The sequence below is a fragment of the Actomonas spartinae genome, assembly GCF_051209155.1.
GTDB lineage: Bacteria > Verrucomicrobiota > Verrucomicrobiia > Opitutales > Opitutaceae > Actomonas.
Genome location: NZ_JBPJGB010000002.1, coordinates 314,080 through 330,788, shown reverse-complemented (window position 1 = coordinate 330,788; position 16,709 = coordinate 314,080). Strand labels below are relative to the sequence as shown.

15 protein-coding genes are annotated in these 16,709 nt (G+C 65.3%); 10 read left to right on the top strand and 5 right to left on the bottom strand.

The genetic code is table 11. The features are described from left to right. The first annotated feature begins 98 nt into the window (after positions 1-98). Positions 99-860: a hypothetical protein gene (locus AC0MRV_RS09465; protein WP_472764221.1), complete on the top strand. Its 762-nt coding sequence runs from the start codon at positions 99-101 to the stop codon at positions 858-860. A 62-nt stretch (positions 861-922) separates the two neighbouring features. Here the strand turns inward: AC0MRV_RS09465 and prmB are convergent, their stop codons facing one another. The 3 genes from prmB to AC0MRV_RS09450 all read right to left on the bottom strand — a co-directional run bounded on the left by prmB (position 923) and on the right by AC0MRV_RS09450 (position 3,965). Next, positions 923-1,849, bottom strand: a complete 927-nt coding sequence (gene prmB / locus AC0MRV_RS09460) for a 50S ribosomal protein L3 N(5)-glutamine methyltransferase (protein WP_472764220.1) — start codon at positions 1,847-1,849, stop codon at positions 923-925. 179 nt (positions 1,850-2,028) lie between these two features. Then, complete coding sequence (locus AC0MRV_RS09455) at positions 2,029-2,823, bottom strand: hypothetical protein (protein ID WP_472764219.1); 795 nt, start codon at positions 2,821-2,823, stop codon at positions 2,029-2,031. A 62-nt stretch (positions 2,824-2,885) separates the two neighbouring features. Next, positions 2,886-3,965, bottom strand: coding sequence for a tetratricopeptide repeat protein (locus AC0MRV_RS09450; protein ID WP_472764218.1), 1,080 nt, complete (start codon positions 3,963-3,965; stop codon positions 2,886-2,888). Positions 3,966-4,062: 97 nt separating this feature from the next. Here AC0MRV_RS09450 and AC0MRV_RS09445 point away from each other — a divergent pair, with 97 nt between their 5' ends. The 4 genes from AC0MRV_RS09445 to AC0MRV_RS09430 all read left to right on the top strand — a co-directional run bounded on the left by AC0MRV_RS09445 (position 4,063) and on the right by AC0MRV_RS09430 (position 8,796). After that, the gene (locus AC0MRV_RS09445) at positions 4,063-5,160 is read left to right on the top strand and encodes a PA0069 family radical SAM protein (protein ID WP_472764217.1); all 1,098 of its coding nucleotides are present in this window, start codon (positions 4,063-4,065) and stop codon (positions 5,158-5,160) included. 182 nt (positions 5,161-5,342) lie between these two features. Beyond that, entirely contained in the window at positions 5,343-6,074 is a 732-nt protein-coding gene (locus tag AC0MRV_RS09440; protein ID WP_472764216.1) for an SOS response-associated peptidase, read from the top strand. Positions 6,075-6,124: 50 nt separating this feature from the next. After that, positions 6,125-7,672 (top strand): rhamnogalacturonidase, encoded by a 1,548-nt coding sequence (locus AC0MRV_RS09435; RefSeq protein ID WP_472764215.1) that lies wholly within the window; start codon positions 6,125-6,127, stop codon positions 7,670-7,672. After that, on the top strand, positions 7,669-8,796 hold the full coding sequence (locus AC0MRV_RS09430) for a rhamnogalacturonan acetylesterase (protein ID WP_472764214.1): 1,128 nt from the start codon (positions 7,669-7,671) through the stop codon (positions 8,794-8,796). Before AC0MRV_RS09435 ends, AC0MRV_RS09430 begins: the two co-directional genes overlap by 4 nt. Positions 8,797-8,800: 4 nt before the next feature. Here AC0MRV_RS09430 and AC0MRV_RS09425 read toward each other — a convergent pair whose 3' ends face one another. Beyond that, positions 8,801-11,446 carry an immunoglobulin domain-containing family protein gene (locus AC0MRV_RS09425; RefSeq protein WP_472764213.1) on the bottom strand — a complete coding sequence of 882 codons (2,646 nt, stop codon included), beginning with the start codon at positions 11,444-11,446 and terminating at the stop codon, positions 8,801-8,803. A gap of 228 nt (positions 11,447-11,674) precedes the next feature. Here AC0MRV_RS09425 and AC0MRV_RS09420 point away from each other — a divergent pair, with 228 nt between their 5' ends. Further along, a complete protein-coding gene (locus AC0MRV_RS09420) occupies positions 11,675-12,295 on the top strand; it encodes a PEP-CTERM sorting domain-containing protein (RefSeq protein WP_472764212.1) in 621 nt (206 codons plus the stop codon). 1 nt (position 12,296) lies between these two features. On the opposite strand, the gene AC0MRV_RS09415 is transcribed toward AC0MRV_RS09420, so the two are convergent. Further along, on the bottom strand, positions 12,297-12,614 hold the full coding sequence (locus AC0MRV_RS09415) for a hypothetical protein (RefSeq protein WP_472764211.1): 318 nt from the start codon (positions 12,612-12,614) through the stop codon (positions 12,297-12,299). Between the two features lie 71 nt (positions 12,615-12,685). Here AC0MRV_RS09415 and AC0MRV_RS09410 point away from each other — a divergent pair, with 71 nt between their 5' ends. The 4 genes from AC0MRV_RS09410 to AC0MRV_RS09395 all read left to right on the top strand — a co-directional run bounded on the left by AC0MRV_RS09410 (position 12,686) and on the right by AC0MRV_RS09395 (position 16,686). After that, positions 12,686-13,105 (top strand): (deoxy)nucleoside triphosphate pyrophosphohydrolase, encoded by a 420-nt coding sequence (locus tag AC0MRV_RS09410; RefSeq protein WP_472764210.1) that lies wholly within the window; start codon positions 12,686-12,688, stop codon positions 13,103-13,105. A gap of 157 nt (positions 13,106-13,262) precedes the next feature. Beyond that, positions 13,263-14,438 (top strand): lipid A deacylase LpxR family protein, encoded by a 1,176-nt coding sequence (locus AC0MRV_RS09405; RefSeq protein ID WP_472764209.1) that lies wholly within the window; start codon positions 13,263-13,265, stop codon positions 14,436-14,438. A gap of 232 nt (positions 14,439-14,670) precedes the next feature. After that, complete coding sequence (locus AC0MRV_RS09400; protein ID WP_472764208.1) at positions 14,671-16,005, top strand: sigma-54-dependent transcriptional regulator; 1,335 nt, start codon at positions 14,671-14,673, stop codon at positions 16,003-16,005. A gap of 228 nt (positions 16,006-16,233) precedes the next feature. Further along, a complete protein-coding gene (locus AC0MRV_RS09395) occupies positions 16,234-16,686 on the top strand; it encodes a hypothetical protein (RefSeq protein WP_472764207.1) in 453 nt (150 codons plus the stop codon). Positions 16,687-16,709: the final 23 nt, after the last annotated feature.

Sequence of the window (16,709 nt, the reverse complement as noted above, 5' to 3'; positions counted from 1 at the left end):
TCATAACGATTTTGCGGCCCGGCTTTCGGGTGCCGACCATCTCTTATGAACTCTTGGCGCGTGCGCCTGTCGCAAAACCGGTTAGCTTCTTTGCATCCATGCGTCTGCCCCTGGTCCTACTCACTCTCCTGCTCGCCGCCGACCTTGCCGCCCAGTCGTCGACCAAGATCACCGTCTTCGCCGAAACCGGACGCGGTTTTCGCCGCGAGAAACTCGACGACGGCTCCTTTGCCCCCATCCGCTACGCCCTCGCTTGGGACAAATCCTTCGAACTCACCTCCGACGCGAACATCCAGGGCCAGGACTTCGCCGAACGCATCTCGACCACCCTCGTCGCCAATCTCGAGGCCAATGGATTCATCCTGGCTGACGACTCGGAGGACGCCGAACAACTCCTCGTCGTCCGCGCTGGCACGACCACGCTCCCGTCCTGGGCCGACACCGGCACCAACACCGTCAACTTTCCGCTGGGCCGCCCGAGTCTCGAAGACTCCCGCGTGTGGTCCTCCAACGCCCGCATCCTCGGCTACACCCGTGGCTTCGACCACGCTCGCCTGCTTGATGCCACCATCGTCGGCCGCACCCTCCGCCAGGACCTCACCGAAGACATGCTCGACCCACGCCACTACATCGTGATCCTCGCCTACCCTTTCGGCACCGATTACGGCGACAAGAAGATTCCCTGGCTCTGGCGCGCCCACGTGAACGTCGAAGCCGACGGGCCGCCCTTCATCGACCGTCTCGACGCCATGCTCTCCGTCGCCTCCCGCTACCTCGGCCGCGACAGCTCGCGCATCATTCGCCAGTTCAAGACCGAGGTCGAAATCGGCGAAGCCACCGTCGTCGAAGACGAACCGTAAGCGAGGAGGAACGCCAATCCACGCTGATCTTCGCTCATGAACTCAGCGCCGATTAGCGAAGATCAGCATTCCCTGATTCCCCGCGCCAGGTCGCGCGCGTGGATGAGGCAGCAGCAGTCGCTGCCATCAAAGGTCTCCAGCCACTCCATCTTCAGCTTCGGCCAGGCCCGCTCCATGGCGGGACGCAACTCCCCCACTTCCAGCAGCACCATGCCGTGCGGTTGCAGCCGATCGACGGCCTGCCGCAACAGCTTGCGCACGATGTCGAGTCCATCCACACCACCGTCCAACGCGAGCCGCGGCTCATGGTCGAACTCCGGCGGCAAATCGTCACACAGGTCGCTCGGCTCATACGGCGGATTGCTCAGAATGATGTCATACTGGCGCAGCGGCACGCCATCGAAGACATCGCTGCGATGCAGGGTCAGTCGATCGCCCACCGCGTGGTCGCGCACATTGATCTTCGCCACCTCCAGCGCGTCGGCCGAGAGATCCACCCCGTCCACCCGCGCCGCCGGGAAGGCATGCGCCAGCAGGATCGCGAGACAGCCCGACCCCGTGCAGACATCCACCACCTCGCGCACCTTCGTGCCGCGCGGCAGGTGATCGGCCAGGGTGGGAATGAGCTCCAGAAAATAGCTGCGCGGAATCAGCACCCGCTCGTCGCAGAAGAAGCGATACGGCCCGAGCCACGCCTCCCGGGTCAGGTAACCCGCCGGGATCCGCTCGAGGATGCGCCGGCCAAACACCGCGCGCAGGCGATCGCCCTCCGCCGCCGCCAGCGTCCGCCGCATGACCTTGGGTTTGCTGTCCAGCAGCAGGCCGAGCGTGTGCAGGATCAGATACAGCGCCTCGTCGTGCGCATTGTCCGCCACCTGCGCCGTCACCAAACCATGGCGCTCATACGCGTCCTCCGCCCACGCCAGCCAATCCGCCGGCGTGCGCAACCCGGCGGTTTCACGGTTCAATTTGGAGGCGTTTTTTTTCACAGGAGGAAAGGGAGGAGAACAGAGCCGTCAGCCTGCACTTTTTTCACAGAAGGCAACGAAGAGAACGAAGGCCCGCCGCTCTCTTTGTGCCCTTCGTTTCCTTCTGTAAAACAACCACGTTGCATCGGCTCAGTTTCCCTCTGTTGCCTCCTGTAAAACCCAGTCTCCAGCCCACCCGGTCACTCCCGCGGCGGCAGGTGGTCTTCGCAGTAGCAGACTTCCTTGTCGCCTTCGGTCCGGTAGCGGAAGCCGAGGTCGATGTCGGTGTTGCTGTTTCGCCCGCAAACCGAACAGGTGTGCATCGGCCCCGCCAACTCCTGACGCACGCGCACGCGTTCGGCCTGCTGCACCGCCTGGCGGCGACCGGTCCGAACGCGCTCCAAGAGGTCGCGACTGAAAAAGATGAAGAAGTTACCCGTCGCCGCGACGATGGTCAGCTTCGCCGCCAATCCCCCCGAAACAAACTGCAGGCCGTAAAATATCCACATGATCATCGCCAGCCACTTGATCCTCACCGGCAGAATGAAGAATAGCTGCAACACGAAGTCGGGATTCAAGAACGCGAAGGCCAGAAACACCGTGCCCCCTAGGAACAGGTTACTGGCAACGTCATTGGGCGTCACGAACGACAAACCCACTGTCAGCAGATAGCCCACCAGCAGGAAGAGGTTGTAACGCAGCGTGCCCCAGTAGTGCTCCAGCGCGCTGCCGTAGAGGTAGAAAAGATAAATCCCAAAGGCGGTGAACAAATAACCGAACAAACCCGGGGGCGGCGGAATCGCAGCAAACGTGAAGAGCCGCCAGACCTCCCCATCCAGCACCAGTGCCGGCACCAGATACAGCATCCGGAGGTCCACCATGCGCAGCAGGTCGGTGAGCATCACGAAGGTCTGCGCGATGACCAGGTAGAGCGTGATGTTGCGGATCGCGAAGGGCTCCAACCAACGCTCGATTTTGTTCAACGGGGACGGCATGAGCGGACGAAACTAGGCGCGCGATCCGGCGCGGGGAAACATCAATCGGTCAGCGACCCGGATCACGGCTGCTCCCGTGTGGGTTCCATTTCGGTTTCGGTGCCCTCGGTCTCGGTTTCCCCCAAAGGCGCGATCGGCAGCTCGGCCGGCAACTCCTTCGCGATTTCAACCACCGTCGAGGCATTCAGGTCGCCAATCCCATCCACCGCCCCCGCTTGAAACGCCGGCACGTTTACCGTGGTCGTCGCGGCGGCCGGTTTTTCATCCGCCGCCACCTCGGGTTCCGCCGGATTCCGCAAACGCTCCAGCTTCGCCACCAGTGCCGCCTGTTGCTCCTGCAAAGGCTTTTGAACGCTCTCCGCCAAGATCGCCTCCGCGTCATCGAGCCGCTGCATCGCGAGCAACACATTGGCTTCGTGCAATCGCACCATCTGCTGACGTAGGGGATCCTCCGCCGCCCGCGTCTCCAGGGCCTGCCATGCCGCCAACGCCGCCGGCCAATCGGGATGCTCCACGTCGTAATGCGACTCCGCCAGACGGTAGGCGTAGGCGAAGTTGTCGGGGTCGAGCCGCACCGCCTCCTCCAGTGCGTGCACCATTGCCGTGTCGACTTGCTCCGGTGTCCATTGACCGCTGCTTAAAAAATCGCCCCGCGCCGCCGCCAGCAGTTGGCCGATCTGAAAATGGTAAAGCGGCTCCTCCGGCTCCAGCTCCGCCGCCGCGAGGAAGTAGTTGATCGCCTCCAGCGGCCGCCCGGCTTCGGCCACATACTTGCCGAGCTGGTTCTTCACCACGGCCAGGTTGGGATCGAGCGTGTTGGCGCGCAGCAGCAAGGCTTCCGCCCGGTCCCGTTCATCCACCAGCGCGTTGCCCAGCAACATCGAGTAGGCGATCATGCCCTCCACGTTCTTCGGGTAAGTGCGCAGGAAGCGCTCGTAGTCGAAAATCAAGGTCTGCAGTCGCGGTCGCAGCGACTCCACCTCCTCCTGGTAGGCCGCCATCGCCGCCCGACCAAGCAGTTCGTGCTGCAACTCCAGCAGATGACTCAGCTCATCCGCCGCCGGATCCACCTCAGCCCGCGCCGCCTCTGGCAGCAGCCCCAGCACTAGGATAAAACAGCACAACAATCGTTTCGGCATCACGGCAAAGCGACACCGTGCGCCGCCCGGAGTGCCATCGCAACCCCGCTTCTCCTCATCTCAGCTTCCAACTTCCTCCTTCCTAGTCCTTACTTTTCCCATGCCCGACCCCTCCGCCGCCCACCTCCCGCGCCACACCACGCGCGGTCGCGGCGCGGCAGTGAATCCGCCCAACCGTTTCGAGCGGATCCACGTCGAAAGCGATCCCGACCTCGACGCCGACACGTGGGGCGAGGATCCCGCCGAGCGCCTGGCGCCGACCACGCAGTTCTTCGACGACGCCAGCGCGTCCATCCTCTCGCGCAACGACAGCCCCGACGTGCCCTTCACCTTCGGCGTGAACCCCTACCGCGGCTGCGAACACGGTTGCGCCTACTGTTACGCCCGGCCCTACCATGAATACCTCGGTTGGAGCAGCGGCCTCGACTTCGAAACCAAGATCCTCGTCAAACGCCGCGCCCCCGCCCTGCTGCGCGAGGCCCTCAGCAAACCGTCGTGGCAAGCCGAGCCCCTCGCCTTCAGCGGCGCGACAGATTGCTACCAGCCCTGCGAGCGCCACTTCCGCCTCACCCGCCAATGCCTCGAGGTCGCCCTCGAGCTGCGCAATCCCGTCGGCATCGTCACCAAAAACCGGCTCATCACCCGCGATCTCGACCTGTTGCGCGAATTCGCGGCGTGGAACGGCATCGGCGTGCTCATCACCATGACCAGCCTCGACCCCGAACTCGCCGGCCGCCTCGAACCCCGCGCCGCCCGCCCGGCCGCCCGTCTCGACACCATCCGCCGCCTCACGGACGCCGGTGTGCCCGTGGGCATCATGCTGGCCCCCATCATCCCGGGTCTCACCGATCACGAAATTCCGACCCTCCTCCAAGCCGCCGCCGACGCCGGCGCGCGCTCCGCCAGCCGCATCGTGCTGCGCCTGCCCCACACCGTGAAGACGATCTTCGTCGACTGGCTCGACACCCACTATCCCACCAAAAAGGACCGCGTCCTCTCCCGGGTGCGCGAATTGCGCGGCGGCGACCTCAACGTCACGGAATGGCGCACCCGCATGCGCGGCGAAGGCCCTCACGCCGACAACCTGCACAACCTCTTTGAAGTCGCCCGCCGCCGCGCCGGCCTCGCTCCCGACCTGCCCGCGCTCAACACCACCGCCTTCCGTCGCCCCGGCGGCACCCAGCTCGACCTCTTGTGAAACGTCGAACCAAGCCCAGGCACCACCCGAAGGACGCGAAGATTCGCGAAGCCAGCCGCATGACGCATTATCTTTTCTTCGCGCCCCTTCGCGCTCGTCGCGGTTAAAAACCCTCCACCAGACAAAGTCCGCGTTCCGACCCGCCATTCAAAAATCAAACGTCCAAAATCGAAAATCCCGGCATGTGCTCCCGCTTTCACCTCAAGCTCGGTGACGCCATCAACCTGTCCAAGCGCCTCGGCATTCCGCTGGGGCAGTTGGCCGATGGCCGCGATCGTTTCAACATCGCGCCGGCCACACCGGTGACCGCGCTGCGACGCGCCCCCAACGCCGGCGGACTCGCCCTCGGTGAAGCCACCGCGCTGCGTTGGGGCCTCATTCCGCACTGGGCCCGCGAAGGCACGGCACCGTCCGCCCCGCTCATCAACGCCCGCGCCGAAACGGTCGCCGAAAAACCCTCCTTCCGCACCGCGTGGCGCCAACGCCAGCGCTGCGTGCTGCCCTGCAGCGGCTTCTACGAATGGGAAAAATCGGGCCGCGACCGCCTGCCTTGGCTTTTCGCCCGCGCCGACCGCGGTCCACTCGCCTTCGCCGGCCTCTGGGACCGTTGGACCGATCCCACCGACGGTGCCGTGATCGAAAGCTGCACCGTGCTCACCACCACGCCCAACCGCCTGCTCGCGCGCATCCACGATCGCATGCCGGTCCTGCTCGACGACACCACCGCCAAGACCTGGCTTGATCCCGAGCTCGACGCAACCGGCGCCACGGCCCTCATCACCCCATTCGACGCCGACCGGATGTCCGCCACCCCCCTCGATCCCTACGTCAACTCCCCCGCCCACGACGACCCCGCCTGCCTCACCCCGCGCGGCCAATCCCCCGGCGCCCAGTTCGATCTCGGACTGTCCTAACCGCCTACCCTTAACCGGCGCCGCCCGCCACCGCACGCTGCGCCTCTTCCATGCCCCTCCCCACCTGCAAGGTCACCGATCACGGCGCCATCGGCGATGGCGCGACGCTCGATTCGCCCGCGATCCAACGCGCGATCGACGCCGCGGCCGCCGGCGGAGGCGGCACGGTGGTTTTTCCCGCCGGCACCTACCTGAGTTTCACCCTCCACCTGCGCAGCCACGTCGCCCTGCATCTCGAAGCCGGCGCCACTTTGCTGGCCGCCACTCCGTCACCAGAACTGGGAGGCTACGACCTGCCCGAACCCAACCCGTGGGGCGACGAGCTGCAGTATCAGGATTTTGGACACAGCCACTGGACCAACAGCCTGATTCACGGCACCGACCTCGTTGACATTGCGATCACCGGCCCCGGATTGATCGACGGCCGCGGCCTGCTGCGCCACGCCACCTACACCACCGCCGCAGGCGATCCCGGACCCAACGGCACCGCCGCCCCTGGCACCAAAATCACCGTTTCCTCCGGTCAGGGCGACACCGTCGCCGACCCGCTCGGCCACGGCAACAAAGCCATCGGGCTGCGCAACTGCCGCGGCGTGCGCCTGACCGACTTTCGCCTCCACCGCGGCGGTCACTTCGCCCTGCTTGCCACCGGCTGCGAAGACCTCGAAATCTCCGGCCTCCTCATCGACACCAATCGCGACGGCCTCGATATCGATGGCTGTCGCCATGTTCGTATGACGAACAATGTCGTCAACGCGCCGCTCGACGACGCCATCGTGTTGAAGACCAGCTTTGCCCTCGGGGAGCTGCGCCCCTGCGAGGACATCACCATCGAACTCTGCACCGTAAGTGGCTACGATGTCGGCACGGTGTTGGATGGCACCTACGGCACCAGCACCACCCATGCGCCCGACCGCGATGGCCCCACCGGTCGCATCAAAATCGGCACCGAATCCAACGGCGATTTTCGCCGCATCACGATCCGCGACTGCACCTTCCGCCGCTCCCGCGGCCTAGCCCTCGAAACCGTCGACGGCGCCACCATCGAGGACGTCACGGCCGACCGCCTTGACCTCGAGGACGTCACCAACAGCGCCATTTTTCTTCGCCTCGGCCACCGCGCCCGCGGTCCCAGCGGAACCCCGGTCGGCAAGCTCCGCAACGTAACGATCCGCGACCTCACCGCCCGCCGGGTCGACGGCCGTTTCCCGCTTTTGCTCAGCGGCCTGCCTGGCCATCCGCTGGAAAACATCACCCTGGAAAACATCCGCGTCTGCGCGCAGGGCGGCATCGCGCTGGCTGACGTCGAGGCGCAGTCCCACGAGCACGTGAACGCCTTCTTCCTGCGCACCGACGAACCGGGCGTGACCGGACCGCGCGGCATCGGCATCGCCGATGTCCCCGAACGCCCCGCTGCCTACCCCGAGCCCAGCATGTTTGGACTCTTGCCCGCCTCCGCGCTCTTCGCCCGCCATGTGCGCGGACTTTCGCTCCACAACGTAACCGTGACCCAAACTACCCCCGACGAACGCCCGCCCGTTCTCCTCGACGATGTTTCCGCGCTCACCGTCGAAGGCGGCAACCTCTGCCCATCATGATCCGCCAATTGCCCTGGTTCCTGCTCGCCACCACCTGCGCTTTTGCCGCGCCCGACATTCAGGTCCGCGCCGCTCCCGGCAATCACCGCATCACCCTCACCTTCGGCGCGGCCGATCGCGCCACCACCACAACGGTCTGGGCGGAATCGCGCCAACTGCTGCTGGAAACCATCACGACCACCCCCGGCCAATTTCTGCAGCGTAGGTTCGTGGTGAATACACGAACCCCGGCCCTCACCCCGCCGCCGCCGCACGCCCCCGGCGCGACCGCGGTTGAACTCAATCCCCGCGAGCACGGACTCGCCCGCTGGGATGACCAGCTCTCACTCGCCTTCACCGGCACTTCCCCCGCCGTCCGACTCAACGACGTGTCGCCGGCCCCCGAAACGCTGCCCATGATTTACCTCCTCGGCGACTCCACCGTCACCGATCAGGAGGGCGGCGACTACGCCAGTTGGGGCCAGATGTTGCCGCGGATGTTTGACGGCACCGTGGCCGTCGCCAACCACGCCGAGTCCGGCGAAACGCTCAAATCCTTCCTCTTCACCAATCGTCTCAACCTGGTGCTCTCCACCCTGCGCGCCGGCGACACGGTGCTGATCCAGTTCGGCCACAACGACTCCAAGGCCCAATGGCCCCAAACCTACGCTGCAGCCCATACCACCTACCCCGCCTACCTGCGCACCTACCTCGCTGAGATTCGCCTCCGCGGCGCCACCCCCGTGCTCGTCACCTCGCCCGAACGGCGCAACTTCACCGCCGACGGCCACATTCGCCCCACTCACGGCGACTACCCGCAAGCCGTGCGCGAGCTCGCCGTTGCCGAGCACGTCGCGCTCATCGACCTCAACCGCACCAGTATCGCGCTCTACGAAGCCCTCGGCCCCGAGCTCGCGCCCCGCGCCTTCGCCAATGGCGGTAAGGATGCCACCCATCACAACGCCTACGGCGCCTATCAACTCGCCTTGGCGATCGCCCACGGCCTGCGCGCGGCCGATCTGCCCATCGCCACGCATTTGGCCGCGGACTTGCCGCCCTTCGATCCAACTCACCCCGTGCTGCCGGCAGCGTTCACCTTGGAGCTGCCGGACACCACGCCGGTCGAAGCCCCGCGCGGAAACTGAGCCGCTAGTCGGCCGGCACCACGTAAACCTCGACCAGCACCACCCCGTTCGTGCTCGCGCCGCGATCGGTGACCACCGCGCTGTAGACCCCGCGCGGCAAGTCCACCAGCAGCGCGGCATCGGCGCTGCCCTCGGCCAGCGCAAACGCTCCCACCTGATTCATCGCCGTGCGAATCGATGAAGCGCGCGTGGGGTCGCTGGTCCAATTGTCATTGATCGCGACAACGTCACCCTCGAGGTCGTAAAGTGTGAGCACCGGGTCGGCCGCCACCTGCTCGATCCCATGCGCCAACAAGCCCGGACCCACCGCCCGCACCAGGAGCTGCAGCCGGCGATCCAAGCGCTGCGGATCATGCACCACAAATCCCAAGCTCACCGGCACCGCCGGCGAGGTCGCCGTCGTGCGCACGGAAAGGTTGCGCAAGCGGCCATCGGTCACCGCCACGTTGTCCCCATACAGTTCCAGCAAACCAATGTTTCCCTTTGGACCCGCGTCGCCGCGCAGATGGACCGAATACCGCCCCGGCTCAAAGGTGGCCATCAGGCCGGTGCTGCCCTGGCTTTGGCCTTGCACGTTATCGAGCGGGAAGGCGCCGACCTGCACGCCCATCGCCGCACTCGCCGCATCCTGCCCAAGACCGGGCGCCGAGAGCTGACCGCCCGCCGCGTCAAACACCCGCAATCCGGCCGTCCGCAGCCACTCCTCGACGCCCCATTGCTGCAACTCCGGTCCGACTGCCCGCACCAACATCGTCGTCGGTTCTGCCACCACAAAGCCCGCGATCGAAGTCGCGTCACCGCTGCCGGCCGGCATCCGTGCCGAGAGGTTGGACAGCGACACATCCTGGCCCTCGGTGGTCAGTTCGATCACCGAACTCAGGACGGTCATGCCGCCGAGCTGGATCCGCACTTGGTAGCGGCCCAGATTGCTGGCCTTCGGCCGCCCCAGTTTTAATTGCAGACCCGTGCGCGCCGCCGGCAGTGATTGGCCGTCGAGGGCCATCCACTCCAGGGTGTAGGAGTAGGTGTCCTTGAAGCCGTGCAGGACGCAGGTGAGCGTGAGGTTCTCCTCGCCATTCGGCACGTAAATCGGCGCCGGTTGCGCCGGACCCGGCGTCGCGTCGTTCCACCAGGTGGCCTGGTAGTCTCCGCGCGCCTCGATCACCGCAAACGGCGAGCGCGTGCGGTTGAATCCGCCGGTGTAGAGGCGAACGAGCTTCGGGCTCCGATGGCCGTCCCAGCCCTCGAAGCGTCCGCCCACCATGTAACCGGTGGTGGCAAATTGATAAGGCTGCACCAGGTCTCCCTCCGTCCACCCCCGGAACCCGACCTCGCCCGCCAGGTCGGGCGTCCCGCTGTCCTGCGCCGGATCACGTTCGTAGCCCGCCTCCTCCAACGAGACCCAATCATAACCCGGCGTCGGCGCCAGCCACGAGTCCCCCCGTGAACGCATCAGGACCATGAAGCGATTGATCGGGCGTGACACCGCCACCGCATCCTGGCGTGAACCGCCAAGGAGGGCTGGCGGCGTCAGGTCAGACCAAGGCGTGCCATCGCCATGGTAGAACGACATGCGCGGTTCCAACCTTGCCCCCGTAAAGCGCCGCACCGCGACGTATCCACTCCATGGCGACGGCAGCGAGGCCACTTCGCTCTCGGCAAAAACCGGGGCCAAGCCGCCCAGGCCCGGCTTGAACGTCGCGTCCAACCGCCCGTCGGGCAGCCACCGCCGCAGCGTGCGTTGAAAGGTGTAGAACGGCGGAGCACCCGGGCTGAGCACCAACGGCGTGCGGGTCTCCCCCAGCAAGCGGTCGAAGGCGTCCACGGCCAACGCGACCACCGTGCGCTCGCTGTCAGGATCAACGTAGAATCCCGTGGCCACGGCATAGGGAGCGGGCAACCGCGCGATCCGGTTGCCCTGCGCGTAATAAACCGCCCCGGTCGAATCGAGGGCCACGTCCTCCAGACGTTCCGGCACAGGCCATCCCGCGGGCCTCGGCAGCGACAGCGCCTCGCTCGCGCTGGAAAAGCGAAACGGGGCGTGGCGCGTCAGCATCGATCCATCGGGGAGCAGCGCCAGCACCGGACCGGCACTGGCCGGAATCGCGAAGTCCGCGACCCGGCTCCCGTCCTCCCGCAACCGATAATAGTTGAGCCGGACCTTCCAGTCGCTCGGCCACGACCGACCAATGATACCGCTTATCTCCGCCGTCGTATGCTCGGTTTCCGCCGGCACCCGCGCCTCGACCAGGTAGCTGCCGTCGGGAAACAATCCGAGCACCGCGGGCAGATCGGCCTCGTCCGGCAGATCCGCGGTAAAACTCGTATCCACCCCGCTGGCTGGAGCGCGGAAAATGTTCAGCGGCATCGTTTGCGACCATTCCACGGCTCCGTCGGGCGAGGTGTAACGCAGGCGATAGTTGCCGGCCTCGACTTCGGTGACCGCGGCGAGCGTCAAGGTCGCCGTGGTTTCGCCCGGCAGGGCTGCATCATCCTTGAACCATTGGAAGTCTCCCGGCCATGCCGGCGGTTCATCGCGCACCGGCGGAGCGATGAACTCCACGGTCTCACCCGGCGCCGCGTAGGTGAGTCGCAGCAATGTCTCGGCCGGCCGCACGACAAACAAGTTTGGCCCGGCGAAAGCGGGCACAAGCCCGGCCGCACTGAAGAGGAGCACCAGCCCCGACCAGAGGCCGGACCGACGTAGAAAGATAGAGGACGCGTGTAACACCGGAAATCGAGAGAGTCGCCCACCACGACAATCCCGACCACAATTCCCGCCAGCCACTCCGCCGAACGCCCGGTTCGGTCCGACCACGCGCCCGTGATTAACTGCTCAACTCCACCCCCGAACGTAACGATGGAGAACCAACCTCCGATGTTACGTTTACCACTCCCCGTCCGCGGCGCGCTGGGGCTTGCCCTCGCGCTCGTCCTCGCCCTTTTCGCCACTTCCACCGCCCACGCCCAGATCACGCTGACGCTAACGGAAACCGACGATCCGTCCGTCATGGCCTACAGCTTCAGTGGCAGCGGCACCCGGTTGACAAGCAACTCCCGCAATGCCGGCATCCATTTCAACTCCAACATCAGCTCCGTCGATTTCGTGGACGCGGACTTCGGCTCAATCGACTTCGCCCTCACCGGCACGATCTCCGACCTCACCACCAGCACCGACTACGCCATCACTGGCCTGCGGCTGACGCAGAGCACCAATGGCGACGATTGGTCCATCTTGCTGACCAGTATCGCGGGCACCACCGGCAACAGCTATTCCGTTTCCGGCAGCGGCACCTTCAGCCTCGGCTCCAAGAGCTTTGCCAATTTCATCACGGGCACCTCGAGCTCCAATGTCGGCACCGGTAGCACCGACTTTGGACCGGCCACGATGACCGTGCAGGCCTCAGCGGTCCCGGAACCCAGCACCTACGCCCTCGCTCTCGGTCTCGCCATCGCTGGGTTCACCGCCGTTCGTCGTCGTCGACACCACAGTATCTAGGTCACGCCGTCGCCAACGGCGGCGGCCCCTTGCGCTTCGGGCGGCACAGCGCGACCAGGCCGACAATCGCCAGCACCGGGAGCCAGATCGGGGTGAGCGCCGCCATCACCGCAAACATCACGGCGAGGATCGCGGTCACGACCGCCAAGCCCACACTCAGGCCGACCACGGTGAACAACGCGCCCAGCGCGCCAATCACCAGCGTCAACAGGAACGCGCCGACCAAGGGCATGATGAGCACGGGCGCGTGGTGCAGGATCCACCAAAAGACGAAGGCCACGACGGCGATCTTCAGGAGCGTAATCAGGAAAGTCTTCATGCCGACAAAACCCACCGTCGCCGCGCAAAGTTGCAGAAAAGTCCGCCCTCGCTCATTCACCGGTCACCGCCATGCCTTCCGCCCCCATTCCCGTTTGTTGTGTTCTCCTTGAGCGCGCCGGCCGCGTGCTGGTCGCTCGGCGTCCGCCCGGCAAACACCTCGCCGGCAAGTGGGAGTTCCCCGGCGGCAAACTCGAGCCCGGGGAAGACGCCGCCGCCGCGCTCATGCGCGAGCTGCACGAGGAGCTGGGCTGCGCCATCCACGTCGTTGCCGCACTGCCGGTCTGCACCCACGCCTACGACAAGGTCACCATCGCGCTGCATCCTTTGGTCGCCACCCTCGCGCCCGGTTCGGCCGAGCCACATCCTCACGAACATACCGCGCTGGACTGGCTGCCGCCCGACGAACTGGAATCGATCGATCTTGCCGCCGCCGACCTGCCAGTGCTGACCGCCTATCGCGCTTGGCTCGCGAACCAGGACGGACGCTAGCCCGTCGGGCATTCCGCCCGATTGGTTATTTTCGGGGCCGTGCACATCGCCCGATTCGCCGTCAATCCCGATGGGATCGAGATTCGTAGAAACCTGACGATCAGTATTTTGAGAAACTTCATCAGAAATCGGCACGATCCCGGCGAATCTTACGGACATGCCCATCTTTACCTATGCACGCCTCCGTTGGCCTATCTGGCTGCTTGCCCCGGCCTTTCTGCTCGCCGCCCCGATCGGCGCCCAAGACACGGCCGCGGACCGTGAGCGCGACCCGGAACCGTCCACCCAAACCCGCACCGAAGATGGCGTGCCCACCCGCCAAGCGCGCGAGGTGCCCGTCCTCATCGCGTATTTGGAAAATGACTACTTCGGCGGCACCGACCAGCACTACACCAACGGCCTCAAGGTGGCGTGGATCTCGCCGGACCTCACTGCATGGGGCCGTTCTGGCTGGCGGCAGGACTTTCTCGAAGCCCTGCCTTTTGTGAATCGCGAAGGCGCCCAGAAAAACCTGGGCATCGCCATCGGCCAGCACATCTACACCCCGCGGGACATCAGTCGCACCAACCCCGACCCGCTCGACCGTCCCTACGCAGGCTGGACCTACTTCGAATTTTCCTTCCTCGCAAAGACCGACCGCCGGGCGGACACGATCGCCATCCAACTCGGCATGGTCGGTCCCCACAGTTATGCGGACGACATTCAGACCTTCTATCACGAGCTCATTGATGATGAGCTTCCGATGGGCTGGGACTACCAGTTGCGCGACGAGTTTGGGATCAACGTCGCTTGGGAGCGCAAGTGGCGACTCTACGCCCGCACCGTCACGGCCGCCGACCGCTGGGGCTTGGGCACGCACCCCTTCTTTTCCAAAATCGGTCAGGACCGCGCGCGCTGGGGGTTCGACTTCATCCCGCACATCGGCGCGGTGGCCGGCAACGTTTCCACCTACATCAACGCCGGCGCCACCGTGCGGGCGGGCTACAACCTGCCGAGTGATTTCGGCGTCAACCTCATGCGCGCCGCCGGCATCACCTCGGCTCCAATCGACGACCTTGACCCACGCGTGCGCGGTGCCGGCTGGAGCGTGTTCTTGCTCGCCGGCGTCGACGGCCGCGCCATCGCCCGCGACATTTTCCTCGACGGCAATACCTTCCGGGACAGCCGCAGCGTCGAGAAAGAAGCCTTCGTGGCCGACTTCGTGTGGGGTGTCGGCATCGTCCGCGGCTCCTTCGAGCTCACCTTCAAACGCGTGCTACGCACCCGGGAATTCGAGAGCCAGCTGGGACACAACTCGGATTTCGGTTCGGTCACCACCTCCTGGACCTTCTGACTCCCTCCACCGTGACCGCGCATTATGCACGATCGACGCGAAATCGATTCGTGCATTTTGCAATTCTTGGCCACCTGCACAAGGTGCCTCTTGGAAACCACCCGCCGCGACCGCCGCGGCGGAGCTCGTTCTATCCGACTCACTGGACGTAATTTAGAAAAGACTCGCCCTCTTCCGACCGCCGCCCCAACCCGCCTTCGGCACGGCACCTGCGATTCGACCCGCACGCATCATGACCATCCTCATCGTCGACGACCAACCCAACGTTCTCCGCACCACCAGTTACGCCCTCTCCGCTATGGGCCACCAATCCATCACCGCCGAAAACGCCCGTCAGGCAGCTCGGCAACTGGAGTCCGAAAAGGTCGACGCTATACTTTTGGATGTGAACCTGGGGTCCGAGAACGGTCTCGATTTCCTCTCCCAAATTCGGGCCGCCGGCGACGAAACCCCCGTCATCGTTTTCACCGCCCAGACCTCCGTCGAGTCCGCCGTCGATGCCATGCGACGCGGCGCCTACGACTACATTCCGAAGCCCTTTATCCCGGAGGACCTCGAACAAAAGCTCAATAAACTCGGCGAACATCGCCGCATGGCCACCCAGGTCACCGACCTCAAGGCCCAGGTCGCCAAAGCTCATCCGACCGTGATGCTCGAATCCGGCGAACCCGCCGTGCAGCGCGCCTACGACATGGCCTTCCGCGCCGCCGCCTCAGAAGCCACCGTGCTTATCCTCGGCCCCTCCGGCACCGGCAAGACCGTGCTCGCCCGCGCCGTGCACGACCGCTCCGAGCGCGCCGACAAACCCTTCATCACCATCAACTGCCCGTCACTCTCTCGCGAGTTGCTGGAGAGTGAACTCTTCGGCCACGTCAAAGGCGCCTTCACCGGCGCGCTCAAGGACACCTGGGGCAAGGTCGCCGCCGCCGATGAAGGCACGCTCTTCCTCGACGAAATCGGCGAGGTGCCGCTCGAAATCCAACCCAAACTCCTCCGCCTCCTCCAGGACCGCGAATACGAACGGGTCGGCGACACCCGCACCCGCAAAGCCAACGTCCGCCTCATCGCCGCCACCAACCGCGACCTCGCCGCCGAGGTCGCCGCCGGACGTTTCCGCGAGGACCTCTACTACCGCCTGAAGGTCATCGGTGTCGAAATGCCCGCCCTCGCCGACCGCCCCGCCGACCTGCTCCCGCTCGCCGAAAACTACCTCAATCATTTCGCCCGCGAGCAGGGCCGTTCCGGCCTGCGCTTCTCGGCCGAGGCCCGCGCCGCCGTCGTCGACTACACCTGGCCCGGCAACCTGCGCGAACTGCGCAACGTCATTGAGCGCGCCGTCATTCTCACCGCCGGCCCCGAGATCGTGCCGGCCGACCTGCCCGATGAATTCCACGCCCGGGAAGAAAGCTCCCTGCGCCCCGGTCACCTGGTCACCATCGACGCCCTCGAGCAGGAACACATCCGCCGCATCATCGCCAAGGCCGACAGCCTTGACCAAGCCGCCAAGATCCTCGGCATCGACACCGCCACCCTCTACCGCAAGCGCAAGCGCATGGGCCTCGCTTGAGCGAATCATCTTTTTTCGAAAAGCTTTTCTGACGAGGCCCGGCTTTCCGGGTCTTTTCTTTTATCCTGATAATAGGCGGGTTACGGATCAGGTTGCGCCGCCCGGTCGTAAAATTTCGGGCATTCTGCCCGACCGCGATTCGCCCCATCCGGCACAACGCCCGACGTCGATTTTTCGGCCTGAATCCGCGGCGAACCGATTCCGCACCGTTCGGTCGATGCCGTCGTTATGAAAACGCAATCCACCCTCCTCCCGGTGCTGGCCGCGGCCGGCCTGCTCCTCTCCGTCGGCTGCGCGTCCTTCGATTCGCGCACCGAGGAGAAGTCCTACGTCTTCGATTCGCTCAACCCCGAGACCAAGCAACGGCTCAAGGACGGCGAAATCCACATCGGTGATTCCAAGGACATGGTTTACATCGCGCTCGGCGACCCCAGCGACAAACGCTCCAGCGTCACCGAGGACGGCCAGAAATCCACCTGGATCTACGCCACCTACGACCGCGACTACGAGGGCGAAGCCTTCGTCGGCTACCGCCGCGTGATCCATCGCGACGGCCTCATCGGCGGCTACCGCGTCGAATACGTGCCGGTCTCCGAGTCGGTCTACCACGAGCACGTCGATGAACGCTTCCGCGTCACCTTCCGCGATGGTCGCGTGACCGAGATCGAGTCGAGCAGCTGATCCATCCGCCGCCACTCCTCGTA